The sequence below is a fragment of the Bradyrhizobium sp. UFLA05-112 genome, assembly GCF_053572325.1.
This window is the reverse complement of the sequence record NZ_JBANBK010000012.1, coordinates 1-16,294: the sequence shown is the minus strand read 5'-3', so window position 1 is coordinate 16,294 and position 16,294 is coordinate 1. Positions and strand designations below refer to the sequence as shown.

General features: G+C 63.8%; 14 protein-coding genes and 1 pseudogene. 8 read left to right on the top strand and 7 right to left on the bottom strand.

Translation table 11 applies throughout. The features are described from left to right. Window positions 1–155: 155 nt before the first annotated feature. Window positions 156–1,386, top strand: a pseudogene (locus tag SO180_RS09345) (autotransporter outer membrane beta-barrel domain-containing protein). Between the two features lie 9 nt (window positions 1,387–1,395). On the opposite strand, the gene SO180_RS09340 reads toward SO180_RS09345, so the two are convergent. Beyond that, complete coding sequence (locus SO180_RS09340) at window positions 1,396–2,439, bottom strand: LysR family transcriptional regulator (protein WP_449378518.1); 1,044 nt, start codon at window positions 2,437–2,439, stop codon at window positions 1,396–1,398. A 65-nt stretch (window positions 2,440–2,504) separates the two neighbouring features. Between SO180_RS09340 and SO180_RS09335 the strand changes: the two genes are divergently transcribed. The 5 genes from SO180_RS09335 (at window position 2,505) to SO180_RS09315 (ending at window position 6,057) form a co-directional block, all read left to right on the top strand. Further along, on the top strand, window positions 2,505–3,122 hold the full coding sequence (locus tag SO180_RS09335) for a hypothetical protein (RefSeq protein ID WP_449378517.1): 618 nt from the start codon (window positions 2,505–2,507) through the stop codon (window positions 3,120–3,122). Further along, entirely contained in the window at window positions 3,109–3,729 is a 621-nt protein-coding gene (locus tag SO180_RS09330) for a GNAT family N-acetyltransferase (RefSeq protein WP_449378516.1), read from the top strand. Before SO180_RS09335 ends, SO180_RS09330 begins: the two co-directional genes overlap by 14 nt. A gap of 26 nt (window positions 3,730–3,755) precedes the next feature. Further along, on the top strand, window positions 3,756–4,319 hold the full coding sequence (locus SO180_RS09325) for a cysteine hydrolase family protein (protein WP_449378515.1): 564 nt from the start codon (window positions 3,756–3,758) through the stop codon (window positions 4,317–4,319). 26 nt (window positions 4,320–4,345) lie between these two features. Further along, a complete protein-coding gene (locus SO180_RS09320) occupies window positions 4,346–4,528 on the top strand; it encodes a hypothetical protein (protein WP_449378636.1) in 183 nt (60 codons plus the stop codon). A gap of 146 nt (window positions 4,529–4,674) precedes the next feature. Beyond that, entirely contained in the window at window positions 4,675–6,057 is a 1,383-nt protein-coding gene (locus tag SO180_RS09315; RefSeq protein WP_449378514.1) for an aspartate aminotransferase family protein, read from the top strand. Window positions 6,058–6,223: 166 nt separating this feature from the next. On the opposite strand, the gene rnd is transcribed toward SO180_RS09315, so the two are convergent. The 5 genes from rnd to SO180_RS09290 form a co-directional block, all read right to left on the bottom strand. Further along, window positions 6,224–7,372, bottom strand: coding sequence for a ribonuclease D (gene rnd, locus SO180_RS09310; RefSeq protein WP_449378513.1), 1,149 nt, complete (start codon window positions 7,370–7,372; stop codon window positions 6,224–6,226). 397 nt (window positions 7,373–7,769) lie between these two features. Next, on the bottom strand, window positions 7,770–9,089 hold the full coding sequence (locus SO180_RS09305) for an ABC transporter substrate-binding protein (RefSeq protein WP_449378512.1): 1,320 nt from the start codon (window positions 9,087–9,089) through the stop codon (window positions 7,770–7,772). A 10-nt stretch (window positions 9,090–9,099) separates the two neighbouring features. Beyond that, window positions 9,100–9,969, bottom strand: a complete 870-nt coding sequence (locus SO180_RS09300; protein WP_449378511.1) for a carbohydrate ABC transporter permease — start codon at window positions 9,967–9,969, stop codon at window positions 9,100–9,102. Next, window positions 9,966–10,916, bottom strand: coding sequence for a carbohydrate ABC transporter permease (locus SO180_RS09295; protein WP_449378510.1), 951 nt, complete (start codon window positions 10,914–10,916; stop codon window positions 9,966–9,968). Before SO180_RS09295 ends, SO180_RS09300 begins: the two co-directional genes overlap by 4 nt. 1 nt (window position 10,917) lies before the next feature. After that, complete coding sequence (locus SO180_RS09290) at window positions 10,918–11,769, bottom strand: phosphodiesterase (RefSeq protein WP_449378509.1); 852 nt, start codon at window positions 11,767–11,769, stop codon at window positions 10,918–10,920. 248 nt (window positions 11,770–12,017) lie between these two features. Between SO180_RS09290 and SO180_RS09285 the strand changes: the two genes are divergently transcribed. Then, entirely contained in the window at window positions 12,018–12,527 is a 510-nt protein-coding gene (locus tag SO180_RS09285) for an REP-associated tyrosine transposase (RefSeq protein WP_449378508.1), read from the top strand. A 122-nt stretch (window positions 12,528–12,649) separates the two neighbouring features. On the opposite strand, the gene SO180_RS09280 is transcribed toward SO180_RS09285, so the two are convergent. Continuing rightward, window positions 12,650–14,128, bottom strand: coding sequence for a protein adenylyltransferase SelO (locus tag SO180_RS09280; protein WP_449378507.1), 1,479 nt, complete (start codon window positions 14,126–14,128; stop codon window positions 12,650–12,652). 194 nt (window positions 14,129–14,322) lie between these two features. On the opposite strand from SO180_RS09280, the gene aspS reads away from it, so the two are divergent. Next, window positions 14,323–16,095: an aspartate--tRNA ligase gene (gene aspS, locus SO180_RS09275; RefSeq protein WP_449378506.1), complete on the top strand. Its 1,773-nt coding sequence runs from the start codon at window positions 14,323–14,325 to the stop codon at window positions 16,093–16,095. Window positions 16,096–16,294: the final 199 nt, after the last annotated feature.

Here is a 16,294-nt window from a genome sequence, read left to right as displayed (position 1 = left end):
GCTAGCAAGCAGCGTGCAAAATTCAAGTCCCGATCCGGCGCGCGACGGCAGAGTTCGTGACCTGTGGCAGCGGTACCACAGGGCGGGGTAATCACCCCGTTCGATGCCGCCCAAGCGATTGACCCTTCACGCCGGTTCAGCGCAAATCGTCGCAGATGCCGCGATGCGTGTTGCATTTTTGCGCGCCGCCATTTGCTTCGGGAATTGTGTCGTCATGCGCCGCCTATCGCAGCCTTCAGGGACTAGGCGGACGAGCCGGCGGGTTTTGTCCGGCGGGCCGCGAGCATCACCGCGATCGCCCTTGCGCTCTCCCTGATGATCCTGGTCGCGCCGGCCCATGCGCAGACGCCGACACCAACGCCCACAGCGACCCCAACGCCCACCCCGACACCTACGCCGACACCTACGCCGTCACCGACGCCAACCGCGATGAACTACGGCCAGTCGGCGGGCAACACAACGCTCAACCTCGGCTCCAGTTTCCTGGAGCGGCTGGGCAACCAGGCCTCGAACGGCTTCGACCGGACCTCCCGCACCAATCCCGGCGGCGGCGGTGCTGCGGAGGCGGCGGAAGGGCCGCGCTACCGGACCTGGTTTGAGGGTTACGGCATTTCAACGCGAACCGACGCGCAGGGTGACTTCGTCGGCGACAAGCGCACGACCATCGGCGGAGTCGCGGGCTTCGGCGCGCGGCTTGCGCCGGGAGTCAATCTCGGCTTCTCCGTCGATCAGAGCCATACCGACATCGACGTGCCTCTGGCGCTGCAATCGGCGACGCTGGATCTGACCCAGCTCGGCGTCAACGGCTCGGTCGACAAGGGACCCTGGACCTGGGCTTTTGCGCTCGTGCACGGCTTCGGCAACGTCCATTCCAGCCGGGACACCGGCTTCGGCTTTGCGACCGCGGGCTATCGCGCCACCATCGACGGCGCGCTGACCGAGATGAGCTACTACTGGACCCAGGACCAGGCCCGCTTCGTCCCGAAAGGTGCGCTGGAATATGTCCGCGCCACCAGCGCCTCGTTTCAGGAGACGGGCAGCCTCTTTCCCCTGACCGTCGGCTCGTCCGCACTCGCTCGCGCGCGCCTCATGCTCGGCGCCGAGGTCGGGCGCTACTTCATATTCGACCAGAAGATCCTGGACCTCTCCGCCTACGGCAAGTTCGTCGACAATTTCTATCAGGACCTGGGATCGATCCAGGTCAGCCTCGGCACGCAGGGCCTCGTAGTGCCCGGCATCGGCGAGAGCCGCTACGGCCTCGACACCGGCGCGTCCGCTTCGCTCAGCCTGACCAACACTGCGCGCCTCTACGTCAATTATGACGGTAAGTTCCGCAACGAGTTGCGGTCACACCAGGGCACGGTCGGCTTCGAGTACAGATGGTAGCGCCGCCGATCAGGTTGGCGCCGCCGCAACATAGCCCATCAGGCCAAAGCTCTCCCGGACCGCCGCCATCATCGGCACCAGCGCGTTCGGGTGGATGAACTCGTCGCGGAAGCAGGGATAGGTGCGCGGATCGAAGATCTTCTTCAGCCACTCGACCACGATCTTGTGCCGTTCGGAGGCGCGGAATTCCTTGTGATAGGTGAGCCAGAGATCGGCGTGGTGACTGACGCCGAGATCGACGGCGACGAGCGGCGCGCCGAGTGCGATCGACACCGTGGGCAGAAAGCCGATGCCGGCGCCGCGTTCCACTGCATAGAGCACGCCGACCGACGAGTTGGTCTTGATTCCGACGATGCCCTCGAGCGACTTGAGCCCCAGGATGCGGGCATAAGCCGTGTCGTCGACCTGCGGTGCATTCTGCTTGATGATCCGATGGTTCGGCAACTCGGCAAGCGTGCCAGGCACGCCGTGCAGGCTCTCGTAATCCTTCGAGACGAAAGGATAGATGTGCAGCCGGCCAAGCTTGGCCACGATCAGATCCGGATTGGTGGGCGGCTCCAGCTGGATCGCAATATCGGACTCCAGGCGCGCAACATCGGCCTGCTCCATCGCGCAGCGCAGGTCGACGGTGATCTTGCGATAGGTCTTCTGGAAGTCGATCAGCCGCGGCAGTATCCAGAAATTGCCGGGCCCTTCCGTGACTGCGACGCGCACGGTGCCCGTTGCGTCGCTCGAGCTACGCGAGGCGCGGCGAAATACATTGAAGGCGTAACGCTCCATCAACGTGACATCGGAGATCATCGCCGTGCCTTCGTCGCTCAGCGTCAATCCGCTCTGGTCGCGCAGGAACAGCTTGCAGCCGATGCTCTCTTCGAGCCGGTCGATCCGGCGCATCAGCGTCGTTGACGTGAGGCCGAGCTCCTCAGCGGCGTTGCGGAAACTTTTATATTTCGCGCAAGCTAAAAACAGCTTCAAATCGTCCCAGGATGCATCCAGGGGCTCATCGCTGCGGTGCTGCGTCATCGCAGCACCCCGGTGCAATAGTTGCTGCATACACCTGTTCCTTACCCGCTAAGCTCCTCACCCTAACGGGACGAACCAAACGATAGAGGGGTGGGATGGGTATGGAAAGGGGCTCCTTCGCCGCAAGGCATGAATTTGACGCGCTGCCGCTCAGCCCAGACATCGATGTCCATTGTGCGCAATTTTCCGAAATTGCTGCACTTGCCGACATGGCGCACCGGTTAGTCCCCGGCGTGCGGATCGGCGAGCAGGAACTAGCACGCTATTTCACCTTCGATTCTCAATGTCTTCTGACGTTCACGCGGAACGGCGCGCTGGTCGGAGGCATGGCCTTCCTGTTTCTCAATGAGCGCGGCCATGACGCGCTGCTGCTCGACGAGATCTGCCTGACCAGGCCCGACATCCGGCATCTCGCATCTGGCGACGAGGAGGTCTCGGCCACCTACATCTGGGCTATCGCGACCACCGGCCGCGGGATTGCCGGTCTAGGCAAGGCGGCTGCGCATCTGCGGCAGCCGCGGTTACGAAGCGCCGATTGTTTCGCGCAGCCGTCGACGGCGGCAGGACGCGACATCATGAAAGCGACGGGTTTTGAGCCTATCGCGAGCTTTCAGCCCGACCTCTGGTGTTACGAGCGGCCATGGAATCGACTGCCCATACGCAGGCGGGGCGTGATGATTGAAGCAGGGAGTCTTGCAGATGCACGGCACTAGAATTCCTTTAGCCAAACCCGACTCGCGCGCCATCACGATCCGCATCGCGCGTGATCCCAGCGATCTCATGCTGGTCACTGCCATCCGATCGGCGGTCTATCTCGCCGAGCAGGATTGTCCTTTCGAGGAAGAGTTCGACGGCAACGATTTGGTCGCCGCACATTTCATCGGCTTCATCGGCAACGAGCCCGCCGGCTGCCTGCGGGTTCGCTTCTTCGGCGAGTTCGCCAAGGTCGAGCGGCTCGCGGTGCGCCACCAGTACCGTCGCTCGCGCGTGTCGTTCAAGCTCGTGCAGGCGAGCGTCGACTATGTGAAGCGCAAGGGCTTCCGCAAGATCTATGGGCAGGCGCAGGACCGGCTGGTGGACTTCTGGGCCCATTTCGGCGCCAAGCCGCTGGGCCACAATCGCAAGATCACCTTCTCGGATTTTTCCTATACCGAGATGGTGCTCGAGATCGAGCCGGGACCGGACGCGATCACGCTGGACAGTGATCCTTACGTGATCATCCGCCCCGAGGGCGATTGGGATCGGCCGGGAGTGCTCGATGCCTCGGCGGGACGGGCGGTGACATCGCCACTGCGTAACGTCTCGATGACCCAGCGCTAAAAATTGGTGCAGCTACGAACAGAAAAATGCCGGACTCCATTCACGACGATCCGCCGATCCTGGTTTGCGCCGATCTGCAGGTCGAATATCTGACACCCGGGCGTCGCCATGTCATTCTCGACGGCGACGCCACGACCTCGCGCTGCCTGGAGTTGTTGACGCTGTGGCGCGACAATCTCTGGCCGGTGATGCACATCAAGCGCATTGCGCAGGCCGCCTGGTTCAATCCGGCATCCAAGCTGACCGATTGGATTGTTGAGCTGAGGCCGCGCCCCGGGGAGATGACGTTTGAGCATCCTCTGCCGTCAGCCTACAGTTCCGCGCGGTTCGCGGACTACAGCGCGAACATCCGAAATATCCGCTGCGTGTTGCTCGGCTTTTCGCTCGACGAGACGATTTTGGCGACAGTGGTCGACGGGTTTCACCGGAGCCATCGTTACCAGGTTGTCACTGACGCGGTCGCCTGCCGCCATCCGGGCCATGGCGACGCAGCCGACTACAAGCAGTCGGTGGTGAACGTGATCAGTAATTTTGCTACTCTTCGCCCCAGCGCCGAGCTCATCAGGACCACCGGCGCCATCGCGGTATAGACGGGCGCGGCCCGCGACGAGGGTGATTGACGACATTGTCCCGGGGGCAAGAGCTGGAAGGTCTGGTTGGCGATCTGTCGCGCGCCCTTGAAGTCGCGCGCCGGCTCGGCCTGTCGACGACCGTCTATCTGCTCTCAATGGCGCTTGTCGAGGCGCGCGAGGCGGCCGAGGCTGCCTCGGATGGCAGCGACGATGACGGAGCTGCCTGAACCGGCACTTTACTGTTTCCTGCAACGCAGCCGTGCTGCCGACGAATTGACGTTGCAAGTTGTGACGTGTCGCAATAGCCAAGTGACGACGCCGTCGACAGACGAGCTCCGTTTTGACGCGAGCCGAAGGCTGAAGGAATGATATGATGACCATGCTGCCCAATTCGCAAGAAGCCCGCGATGTGGCCTTCCAGCTTCATCCCTATACCAACGCGCGCACCCATCAGCAGAATGGCCCGCTGGTGATCGAGCGCGGCGAGGGGCCCTATGTCTTCGACGCCGCGGGCAAGCGCTATTTCGAGGCGATGGCCGGCCTGTGGAGCGTCGGGCTCGGCTTCAACGAGAAGCGGCTGGTCGAGGCTGCGTACCGGCAGATGCAGGCCCTGCCATTCTACCACGTGTTCTCCGCGAAATCGCATGGGCCCTCGATCGATCTCGCCGAGAAGCTCGTTGCCCTCGCGCCGGTACCGATGAGCAAGGTGTTCTTCACCAACTCCGGCTCAGAGGCCAATGACACGGTGCTGAAGCTGATCGCTTATCGTTCGAACGCCCTCGGACAGTCGCAGCGCAAGAAGGTGATCAGCCGCATGCGCGCCTATCACGGCGTCACGATCGCCTCCGCAAGCCTCACCGGCCTGCCGAACAATCACCGCTCCTTCGATCTTCCGTTGCCGAATATCCTGCATACGGGCTCACCGCATTTCTACAAGGACGGCCAGCCCGGCGAGAGCGAGGAAGCCTTTGCGACGCGGCGCGCCGAGGAGCTGGAAGCGCTGATCGTGAGGGAAGGTCCGGACACCATCGCGGCCTTTTTCGGCGAGCCGGTGATGGGGGCAGGCGGCGTGATCGTTCCTCCCGCGACCTATTGGGACAAGGTCCAACAGGTCCTGAAGAAGTATGACATCCTGCTCGTCGCCGACGAGGTCATTTGCGGCTTCGGCCGCACCGGCAAGATGTTCGGCTGCGACACCTACAACATCAAGCCAGATGCGATCGTCCTCTCCAAGCAGATCACCTCGAGTTATTTCCCGTTCTCGGCGGTACTGATGAATGACCGGATGTTCGAGCCGATCGCGGACGAGAGCAACAAGATCGGCGTCCTCGGCCACGGCTTCACGGCAGGCGGTCATCCGGTCGGCGCGGCGGTCGCGCTGGAAAACCTCAAGATCATCGAGGAGCGCGGCCTGGTCGCGTATGCTGCGGAGGCGGGAGCCCATCTGCAGGCGCGGCTGGGTGAGCTTTCGAGCCATCCGCTGGTCGGCGAAATCCGCGGCGTCGGCATGATCGCCGCGATCGAACTCGTGCTCGACAAGCAGCGCAAGACGGCAGCAAGCACGCCGGGCGCCGTCGGCGGCATCGCGGCGCGCATGCTCCAGGAGCGCGGCGTCATCTCGCGCAACATGCTCGACGCCATCGCCATCTGCCCGCCGCTGATCGTCACCAAGGCCCAGATCGACGAGCTGGTCGGCACCATCGCGGGCGTGCTGGACGACATGAAGGCGGAGGCTGCAAAGCTGACGCCGGCTTGAGGGGCGCTTGTCACACTTTCGGTGTCGTCCTGGCGAAAGCCAGGACCCATACCGCGTGACGATAGCGGGTGGCACGAGTATCGAACGACGAGTCTTCGTCAAACTCCTCCCTGGGTAATGGGTCCTGGCTTTCGCCAGGACGACCCTGGGGAGAGATTGCGGGCTATTACGCCCGGCTGACACCGACCACGCGGCCCTTGTCGATCGCAAGCGCGAGCTGGCCGTGCTTCAACTTCAGGGCGGCGTCGCCGAACAGCTCGCGGCGCCAGCCGCGCAGCGCGGGCACGTCGGCCTCGTCATCGGCTGCGATCTCTTCGAGATCGTCGACGGTCGCAATTACCTTGCTCGCCACAGCATGGCGCTCCGCGGTCATGCGCAGCAACACCTTCAGCAGCTCGACGATCGCCGCGCCGTTGGAATTGTTGCGCGGCTTCTCCAGCTTCGGCAGCTTCGAGAGGTCGCGCGCCAGCCCGCGCTCGACCGCGGCGATGATGTCCGCGCCCCACCTGGATTTTTCAAAACCCTTCGGCACCGAGCGCAGATGGGCAAGCTTTTCCAGCGTGGTCGGCGCGTGGGTCGCGATGTCGCTGATCGCGTCGTCACGCAGCACGCGGCCGCGCGGCACGTCGCGGCTTTGCGCTTCCTGCTCGCGCCAGGCCGCGACCTCCATTAGCACCGCCAGATCCTTCGGCTTGCGCACCCGCGTCTTGAGCCGCTCCCAGGCGCGCTCGGGATGGAAGTCGTAGGTGCGGGGTGAGGTCAGGATCTCCATCTCGATGGAGACCCATTCGCTGCGGCGGCGCTTCTTCAGGTCGGCATCGAGCGCGGCGAACACCTCGCGCAGGTGTGTGACGTCGGAGACCGCATAGTGCATCTGCTCCTTCGTCAGCGGCCGGCGCGACCAGTCGGTGAAGCGATGGGTCTTGTCCGGCCGATGGCCGGTGACCTTCTCGACGAGCTGGTCATAGGCGATGCTGTCGCCATAGCCGAGCACCATGGCCGCGACCTGGGTGTCGAACACTGGATGCGGGATGATGTTGGCCTGGTGCCAGATGATCTCGATGTCCTGGCGGGCGGCGTGGAAGACCTTCAGGACCTTCTCGTTGCCCATCAGCTCGAAGAAGGGTTTGAGGTCGATGCCCTCGGCGAGGGCATCGATGACCACGGCCTCCTTGGGGCTCGCCATCTGCACCACGCACAGGAGCGGGTAGTAGGTGGTCTCGCGCAGGAACTCGGTATCGACGGTAATGACGGGATGCTCGGCCAGCCGGCTGCAGGCAGCGGCTAGGTCAGCGGTGGTGGTAATCAGATCCATGAACGGCCCATGACACGTACATCAGCCGTTCTGCCGAAAGTGCTGTGATGTCAAGGGGGTTGGAACGAATTCGGAGCTTGATTTCGGCCGGAATCGCCCCTGCCGACCGCGGACGGGCCAATCCGCAGGTCGCGGACGCGAAATCCTACTCGTACCGGATCCGTTGCGACGGCTTTCGCCCGCAGGGCAGTGCCACCACGACCACGCACATGGCGAGCATCGCCAGTCCCAGAAACTCGAAAACCAACAGATCCACGGCCAACTCCCCGAAAGATCCGTAGATTTGTCGGGGCCGAATTGACGGTCTGTTAATTGTCGTGGTTACCGGCGCCGGGGCGGGCCGAATGGTGGACGGGAGGTTAACGGGCGCTCCGTTTGCCGGAGCGCCCGTTTGACCTTACGGCAGCTTCAACGCCGTCTCGGCGTTGTAGGGCTTGAGCAGCTCGTCGGCGGCCTTCTGGGCGGCGGCGAGCGCATCCTTCGGCTGCTTCTTGCCGTTCAGGACCAGCATCACCTCGTCCTCGAGGGTCTTGCGGACCGGCACGGTCTTGTAGGTCGCGAACCAGGGCTTTGCGACGTCGAGCTGGTCGACCGCCGTCTTCGCGTCCGGATTCTTGCCGAGGAAGTCGAGCATCTCCGGCGTCTTGTAGGCGGCCATGTTCGGGGCGAAATAGCCCGTGGCACGGCTCCACCAGCCGCTCTTCTCCGGCGAGGTCATCCACTTGATCAGCGTCCAGGCCGCCTTCTGCTTGTCGGCTTCGAGGCCCGCCGGGATGATCAGCGAGGCACCGCCGATCGGCACGGCGTTGCGGACGTTGCGCGGGATGAACGCGACCTTGTAGGGGAATTTGGCGTTGTCGCGCACGTAAGTGAGCGAGCCCGTCGAGAGCATCATCATCGAGGCGTTCCCGGAGATGAAGGCAGTGCTCACGGCCGGGCCTGGCGTTGCGCCCGGCGGATGCACCTTGTGCTTGGCGATGAGGTCGTTCCACCAGGAGAGCGCGCCGAGCATCGACGGCGTGTCGTAATAGACTTCGCCGCCGAACTCCTCGTTGTAGTAACGCCCGCCATTGGACATGGTGAGCGTCTCCATCATCCAGCCGCAATAGTCATAGGCGCAGGGAATCTCGATGCCCCAGCGCGTGACCTTGTCGCCCTCGCGCTTGGTGAGCTTCTTGGCCCAGTCGGTGACCTCGGCCCAAGTCTGCGGTGGCTTGTCGGGATCGAGCCCCGCTTCCTTGGCGTGCTCGGCGTTCATGTAGAGCAGCGGCGTCGAGTTGTGGAACGGCACGCCATAGACCGAGCGGTTGATCACGGCGTTGCCGTGCAGTGCGGGGAAGAACTGGCCGAGGAATTGCGCCTTGGTGGTGCCGTCGGCGGCGATCAGGGAATCGAGATTGGTGAGCTCGTTCTCGATCTGCATGTCCAGGAGGAAGTTCGCCGACATGATCACGGCCGCCGGCGGCTTGCCGGCCTTGATCGCGGCGCGCGTCTTGATCAGCGTGTCGTCATAGGAGCCGGTATAGACCGCGGTCGCCTTGACCTCGGGATGGGTCTCGTTGAACTCCTTGATCATGGTGCCCATGTCGCGGGCGAGCTTGCCGTCGACGGGGACGGGGAAGAACAAGTCGATCTCGGTCGGGCCTTCGGCAAAGGCTGGAAAGGCGAGGGCGCCTGCGATGGTGAGGCCGAGCGCAAGCCGGCGGGAGAGCAGCATCGAAAATCTCCTATTTGATGCCTGAGGTGACGAAAGAGCTGATGAAGCGCTTCTGGAAGATCAGGAAGGTGACGAGCAGCGGCGCGATCACGATCAGGGTGCCGGCGGCAATGGTGCCCCAGGCCTGAGTGCCTTCGGCGGTCTTGGTGAAGACGGAAAGCCCGACGGTCAGCGGGCGCTTGTCCGGCGAGTTGATCACCATCAGCGGCCAGAGGAAGTCGTTCCAATGGCTCGTTACGGAGACGATGGCGAAGGCCGAAAAGCTCGGCAGCGACAGCGGCACGTAGATGTGGCGGATGCGCGCGAACACGCCGGCGCCGTCGATCAGGGCTGCATCCTCAAGCTCGGTCGGGATGGCCTCGAAGGCCTGTCGCATCAGGAAGGTGCCGAAGGCCGAGGCGAAGAACGGCATCATCACACCGGTCAAGGTGTCGTAGAGGCCGAGCTTTGCCACCAGCGTCAGGTTCGGCACGATGAGCAGCACCGGCACCAGCATGAGCTGGAGCAGGAAGAGATAGAAGATCAGCGACTTTCCGGCAAAGGAAAGTCGCGCAAAAGCAAAGCCCGCCAGAGTCACGGTCACGAACTGCACCAGCAGGATGCCGGTGCAGATGATTGTGGTGTTGAGGAAGTAGCGCGGGAAATCGCCGATGTCCCAGGCATCCTTGATATTGTCGAGCGTGGGTTTCAGGCTCGGCATCAGCTCGGCCATCGCGTTGATGCCGTCGGAGGCGGGGCGGAGCGTTGCCACTGCCATCCACAGGAACGGGATCAGCCAGACCAGCGCGAGCAGCACCACCAGCGCAAATCCGAGCTTTGGCGTGATCTCGTTGCGGGTCGCGAGCGGCGCGTGCGTGAACAATCCCTTGAACGGGTTCATGGCCCGCCCTCGCGGTTCGCAAGAGTCCGGAAGGACAGCGCCGTCAGGCCCATCAGCACGCCGAGCGAGAGCAGCGTTGCTGCCGAGGCCTTCCCGACGTCGTAATGCTCGACCGCCTGCTCGTAGATGTAGAACAGCACGAGATTGGTCGCGTTCGATGGCCCGCCCTGGGTCATGACGAAGACATGGTCGACCTGCGTCACGGCATTGAGGCCGGCGATCACGGTGACGAACAGGAAGGTGGGCTTAAGCTCCGGCAGGATGATGTAGCGCAGGCGCTGCCAAGGCCCCGCGCCGTCGAGATAGGAGGCTTCCATCGCGTCCTCCGGCACCGCCTGGAGGCCTGCGAGGAAGAACAGCATGTAGTAGCCGGCGTTTTTCCAGATCGTGATTACCATGATCACGATCAGCGCGACGTCGGGATCGCCGAGCCAGTTGGGCAGCACCGGAACCAGGCGGCCGACATAGTAGTCGAGCAGTCCGACGTTGGGCAGGAAGATGAACAGGAACAGCGCGGAGGCGGCGACCATCGGGATCAGCACTGGCAGGAACAGCGCGGCGCGCAGCGCGCTCGTCACCGCATTGGTACGCGACAGCGCCAGCGCAAAGAGGCAGGCGAGCGCCATGCTCGGCACCACGGTGCCGACCGCATAGATGAGATTGTTGACGACGGCGCCTGTGAAAGCGGGGTCGGCGAGCACCGCCGCCAAATTGTCCAGCCCGACGAAGCGGCTCGGCGCCCGCGGCGTGGCACGCTGATAGAGCGCATCGACGATCACCCGTCCGACCGCGCCGTAGGTGAAGGCTGCGAGGAAGATGAGCGAGGGCAACAGCAGCAGATAGGCCGGAAGCGAGGCCTTGAAGCCGGCGGTGAACCTTTGGAGGACGTTGAGGCGCGGCGGTGCTGATCGGGTAACGGCGAGCGGTGCTGGTTCGGCCAGGCTCATCTCACCGCGCCGGGAAGTTGAGCGCATAGTCGCGATCGTCCATTCCCTCTGGCGGAGAGAAGGGGAAACGCAGGTTGGTGTCGAGGAAGTCGTGGCTGTGCACGACCAGGTTCTCCTGGTCGATCAGCACCACGCCATAGGCCGGCGGCTCATGGCTTGCGAGATGATTGGTGGCCTTCGGATCGAGCTCGAACCAGACCTGGTGGTTGGTGCCGCGCAGGGTGGAGAAGGGGATCTTGCCGTAGCTGCCCGAGATCGGCCGGTGCACATGGCCGAAGAAGAGGTGGCGGATACGCGCGCGATAGGGCGCGATCACCTCGGCAAATTCAGCGCTCTGCTTCAGCGCGATCTCGTCCATCGCGTGGACGCCGACCGGGAACGGCGGATGATGCATGAAGATGAGGAACGGCATCGCTGCGGGCGCGGCGGCAAGCGTGTCCGCAAGCCAGCCGAGACGCTTTGTGCACATCTCGCCGGCGTCGCTGGTCTCGTCCAGCGTGTCGAGGAAGACGAACAGGCCGTGCTCTGTCGTGCGCGTGCCCTGCACGAAACCATTGGGATCGCGGGGCGCCGCCTTGAGCCCGTCAAGGCAGGCGACGCGGCGGTCATGATTGCCGACCATGGCGATGTGGGGAATCCCAAGCGGGGCCATCGCAGCGGCGAAATCCGCGTAAGCCGCGGCATCACCCCAATGGGTGAGATCGCCGGTCACGACCGCAAAGGCGGCATCGGCATGGTGCGTGTTGATGTCATCGATGGCGGCGTCGAGGCGGGCGCGCGGATCGAGGCCGTAGAGTTTCAGGCCCGGGCCCGCAAGATGCGTGTCGGTGAGGTGGATGAATTTGAAAGGCATGGCGCGCGTATCAGGTCTCTGGGAGGATGGTCGCCTCCGGCAAGACGGCCCGCCAGCCGGTTAGAGTGCGAGTGTTTCAGTTTGATGACGATGATTGCCGATGCGACAAATTGTTGGGCAGAACGGCAGACGGGGTCAACCGGGTCGTCTCGCGGTGCGGTATTTGAACGACGCACTGCGTAGGGTGGATTAGCCGAAGGCGTAATCCACCCCTGTTCGCCAACTTCAAGTTGTGCTACTTGCCGCAGATGTCTGACTACCGCCGCGCATTCGTCCCCGGAGGTTGCTGGTTCTTCACGGTGAACCTACTTGATCGACGCAAGGCTATTTTAATCGAGCAGATCGAAACTTTGCGAGAGGCTGTCGCCGCAACGTGTCGGAGCCATCCGTTCGGCATCAATGCGTTCGTGGTCCTGAAGCTGCCGTCGGGCGATTCCGACTTCTCGGTGCGCTGGCGGTTGATCAAGACCCGGTTTGCGAAAGCGCTGCCAGCGAACGAACGGTTGAGCGCTATCCGTGCAGCTCGAAACGAGCGTGGCATCTGGCAGCGCCGTTTTTGGGAGCACCTGATCCGCGATGAAGCGGACTACGCGCGCCATGTCGAATACTGCTATTACAACCCCGTAAAGCACGGGCACGTCTCCAGGGTGCGCGATTGGCCGTACTCGTCGTTTCACCGCGATGTTCGCGCCGGATTGTTTCCGGAAGATTGGGGCGGGGACTCCGAGGCTATCGGAGGGTTCGGAGAGCGGATGTGATGGCTGCGTCAGTTCGTAGGGTGGGTTAGCGAAGCGTAACCCACCTCTTTAGTTTCCACGTAGTGAGAAAGGTGGTGGATTACGCCTTTGGCTAATCCACCCTACGAAGTTGCAATCGCCTCTCACGTCCCGCAAAACGTCCGCAGCACGCGCTGGTCCGGTAGCGGCGGGTCCTGATAGGCCGCATACTCCGGCTGATCCTCGTACGGCTTGGCCAGCACCTTCACCAGTTCCTCGAACGGTGCGTAGTTGTCGTCATCCACCGCAGCCCGGATCACCGCTTCGACGCGATGGTTGCGCGGGATGAGGGCGGGATTGACGGCGTGCATGGTGGCTTGCCGCTCTGCGGCCGATTGCGGCTCCGAAGCGAGACGCTCGCGCCAGCGTTTGGCCCACTCGTCGAACGCGCTCGGATCCATGAACTGCGCGCGGACATGCTCGTCGGCGGCGGCATCGCCCGCTACGTCGCCCAGCTTGCGGAAGGTGAGGGCAAAGTCGGCAGCGTTCTTCGCCATCGCATCCAGCAGGTCCTGGATTAGCGCCTCGTCGCCGTCACGCTCCGTGAACAGTCCAACCTTCCTGCGCAGGCCTGCCTGATAGGCCTTGCTGAACGCGTCTGGAAACGCGCCAAGAATGTCCTGCGCCTGTTCGATCGCCTTCTCCTGATCGTCGGAGAACAGCGGCAAGAGGCATTCGGCGAGCCGCGTCAGATTCCACAGTGCGATGCGCGGCTGGTTGGCATAGGCGTAGCGACCCATCTCGTCGATCGACGAGAACACCTGCGCGGGATCGTAGGAGTCCATGAAAGCGCAGGGGCCGTAATCGATGGTCTCGCCCGAGATCGAGGTGTTGTCGGTGTTCATCACGCCATGGATGAAGCCGACCAGCAGCCAGCGCGCGACGAGGTCGGCCTGCCGTGCCACGACGCCGGCGAGCAGCGCGTGATAGGGGCGCTCTGCACCACGCAGCTCCGGATAGTGCCTGTCGATGACGTGGTCGGCGAGGGCGCGGATCGCATCGGTGTCGCGGCGCGCTGCAAAATATTGGAAGGTGCCGACGCGGATGTGGCTCGACGCCACGCGGGTCAGGACTGCGCCCGGCAGCGCCGTCTCGCGGATCACGTGCTCGCCGGTGACGACGGCGGCAAGCGAGCGCGTGGTCGGGATGCCCAGGGCGTACATCGCTTCGCTGACCACATACTCGCGCAGCACTGGCCCGAGCGCGGCACGGCCGTCGCCGCGGCGGGAGAACGGGGTGGGGCCCGAGCCCTTGAGCTGGATGTCGCGGCGGACGCCGTCCTTGTCGATGACCTCGCCGAGCAGGATCGCCCGGCCATCCCCGAGCTGGGGCACGAACTGCCCGAACTGGTGCCCGGCATAGGCCATGGCGATGGGGTCCGCGCCGGCGGGAACCGTCTTGCCGGCCAGGATCTCGGCGCCCTCCGGCGTCTCCAGCAGGTCCGGATCAAGCCCAAGATGGATGGCAAGCGGCCGGTTCAGCTTGATCAGCCGGGGCGCGGCGACCGGGGTCGGTGCCACGCGGGCGAAGAAGGTGTCCGGCAGCGCCGAATAGGAGTTCTGGAACGGGAAATGGACGGTCATGGTCGTAAATGTAGGGCTGGAACGCCCGTCAGCAAAGGCTCAGGCCAGGCTCGTATAAAAATGGGCATTCCGGGCCCAAAACAGGCCGTTCCCTTGGTTGCCGCACCGGGCCTCGTCGGGTAAACCCAGCCACAACTTCGGATCGGCCTTTTGGGCCGTCCGATTCGATCCTCCGACATCATTTTGGGACTACCATGCATCGCTACCGGTCACATACATGCGGCGCGCTCCGCGAGAGCCACATCGGCGAGACGGTCCGCCTTTCCGGCTGGGTCCATCGCGTCCGCGACCATGGCGGCGTGCTGTTCATCGACCTGCGCGACCATTACGGCCTGACCCAGTGCGTGGTGGACCCGGACTCGCCGGCGTTCTCGCTGGCCGAGAAGCTGCGCTCGGAATACGTGGTGCGTATGGACGGCAAGGCCCGCCGCCGCCCGGAAGGCACCGACAATGACGACCTGCCGACCGGCAAGGTCGAGGTCTACGTCAGCGAGATCGAGGTGCTGGGCCCGGCCGGCGACCTGCCGCTGCCGGTGTTCGGCGACCAGGAATACCCTGAAGACATTCGCCTGAAATACCGCTTCCTCGACCTGCGCCGCGAGAAGCTGCACCAGAACATCATGACGCGCGTCGCGATCATCGATTCCATGCGCCAGCGGATGAAGGCGCAGGGCTTCTTCGAGTTCAACACGCCGATCCTGACCGCGTCCTCGCCGGAAGGCGCGCGCGACTTCCTGGTGCCGTCGCGCATCCATCCCGGCAAGTTCTACGCGCTGCCGCAGGCGCCGCAGCAATACAAGCAGCTGCTGATGATGTCGGGCTTCGACCGCTACTTCCAGATCGCGCCCTGCTTCCGCGACGAGGACCCGCGCGCCGACCGTCTGCCCGGCGAGTTCTACCAGCTCGACGTCGAGATGAGTTTTGTCACGCAGGACGACGTCTTCGCGGCGATGGAGCCTGTCATCACCGGCGTGTTCGAGGAGTTCGCCAAGGGCAAGCCGGTGACGAAGGGCTGGCGGCGGATTCCGTTCGCCGAGGCCTTGCGCAAATACGGCAGCGACAAGCCGGACCTGCGCAACCCCATCGAGATGCAGGACGTCTCCGAGCACTTCCGCGGCTCCGGCTTCAAGGTATTCGCGCGCATGCTCGAAGACCCCAAGAACCAGGTCTGGGCGATCCCGGCCGCAGGCGGCGGCAGCCGCGCCTTCTGCGACCGCATGAACTCCTGGGCGCAGGGCGAGGGCCAGCCCGGCCTCGGCTACATCATGTGGCGTGAGGGCGGCGAGGGCGCAGGTCCGCTGGCAAACAACATCGGGCCGGAACGCACGGCTGCGATCCGCGCGCAGCTCGGCGTGAAGGAGGGCGATGCCGCCTTCTTCGTCGCCGGTGATCCCGACAAGTTCTGGAAGTTTTCGGGGCTCGCCCGCAACAGGGTCGGCGAGGAGTTGAACCTCACCGACAAGGAGCGGTTCGAGCTCGCCTGGATCGTCGACTTCCCGATGTACGAGTACAACGAGGACGACAAGAAGGTCGACTTCTCGCACAACCCGTTCTCGATGCCGCAGGGCGGCCTGGAAGCGTTGAAGGGCCAGGATCCTCTGACCATCAAGGCCTTCCAGTACGACATCACCTGCAACGGCTACGAGATTGCCTCGGGCGGCATCCGCAACCATGTGCCCGAAGCGATGGTGAAGGCGTTCGAGATCGCCGGCTATGGCGAGCAGGAAGTGGTCGAGCGTTTTGGCGGAATGTACCGCGCCTTCCAGTACGGCGCGCCGCCGCATGGCGGCATGGCCGCGGGCGTCGACCGCATCGTGATGCTGCTCTGCGGCACGACGAACCTGCGCGAGATCTCGCTGTTCCCGATGAACCAGCAGGCCATGGACCTCCTGATGGGCGCGCCATCGGAAGCCACGACCAAGCAGCTCCGCGAGCTCCACGTTCGGGTGAACCTGCCGCAGAAGTGATGCTTCGCCTCTTCCCGCGCTTGTCCCGCCGAAGCGTCAGCGAAGGCGGATGCGGGGAGAGGCTGCATCCACATCGTCATTGCGAGCGCAGCGAAGCAATCCAGAGTCCCACCGCGGGAATATTCTGGATTGCTCACATGGGGAGTTGGTGTGTCAAGGTGGTTGGTCAGCTCTTTGTTCGATTGCAGGCCAGCTCTTC